The sequence below is a fragment of the Streptomyces sp. NPDC052101 genome, from assembly GCF_040680235.1.
GTDB lineage: Bacteria > Actinomycetota > Actinomycetes > Streptomycetales > Streptomycetaceae > Streptomyces.
In genome coordinates, this window is sequence record NZ_JBFAWH010000155.1 from 1 (window position 1) to 1,113 (window position 1,113).

Annotated in this window: 2 protein-coding genes; both read left to right on the forward strand. The window is 66.4% G+C overall.

Annotation, left to right across the window (positions count from 1 at the left end):
- The first annotated feature begins 312 nt into the window (after positions 1-312).
- Complete coding sequence (locus AB0L75_RS44440; RefSeq protein ID WP_365191972.1) at positions 313-729, forward strand: hypothetical protein; 417 nt, start codon at positions 313-315, stop codon at positions 727-729.
- Positions 730-828: 99 nt separating this feature from the next.
- Positions 829-1,113, forward strand: a 285-nt coding sequence (locus AB0L75_RS44445; RefSeq protein ID WP_365191973.1) for a transposase, incomplete at its 3' end; no start/stop codon positions are given.

A 1,113-nucleotide genomic window follows, 5' to 3' on the forward strand; every position in this document is an offset into this window, starting at 1 on the left:
GCCCTCAGCACCATGACCCAGCACCCGCCCCCGAGTACCCGCAACCGCCCCGCTACCAGCAGCTATACCCACCGAAAGCGGAATCCAGCAGTAGTGACAGTTCTGAAGTGTGGCAGGCACGGAGGAGCATGGGCGCAATACATCGATCCTGGAGAAAGGGACCCAGTTGCTCAATTCCGCCTACCCGCCGAACCTCAACTCACAACCTGCGCCAACGGTGCGGGGGATGCCGTTCGCAGACGGTTACTCGGTACTACTCGCCACCTGGCCGATAGTCTTCGAGGGCTTGCCCAGCCCCGACCCCGGTCGATCGTGGCGAGCAGTACCGGCATCGTCGTGGCGGCCGCCGCTCTCACCGCCGTGATCTGGTGGGCCCTGGGCGGCCTGTGGACCTGGTACGCCTACCTGCGCCCTGATGGGCCGGTGCGGTGCGACGGCCCGCTCGACCCGGACACCGAGTTCATGGTCGGGCAGATGCAACGGGTCGAAGACCGCGTCCAGGAGTTCATCCGCGAATCGGAACTGGAGCACGTCTCGCTGGCCGTGACCGGCGGCCGGATCGGCCTGTGGCACGAAGCAGCCTCGACCCGCTCGGGGCGCGGCGGGCCGTGGCCCTCGGATACTTCTGGCTGTGGCCCGACCGCAGCACCGCTCTGCCCTACACCCTGGAACACGAGCTCGCCCATCTGCGCCGCAACGTTCTCTGGGGGTTCAAAGGTCGTGGTGTGACGTGGCATAGCCCCGCTCGTTGGGGCTGCGAACGCACCCACCGCTACGGCTTCGCCTCTTAGACCGTGTCCTACGTGGTGAGGCGTCGTTGGCCTGTTCATGGGGCGGGGTCCATGGAGTTGGATTGTTCCGGACGGCTTGTGGGAGATCGCAAAGCCGCTGATTCCTCCATCACGAGTGCGGCCGCAGGGCGGCGGAACGCAGGACACGCCTGATGAGACGCTGTTCGCGGCGATCATCTACGTGCTGGTCAGCGGCTGCGCCTGGCGGGCTCTGCCACCGTGCTTCGGCATATCGAAGTCGACGGCCCACCGGCGGTTTCTGATCTGGTCGAGAGCCGGTGTCTGGGGCCGCCTGCATGAGGCGGTGCTGCACCAGCTTGAC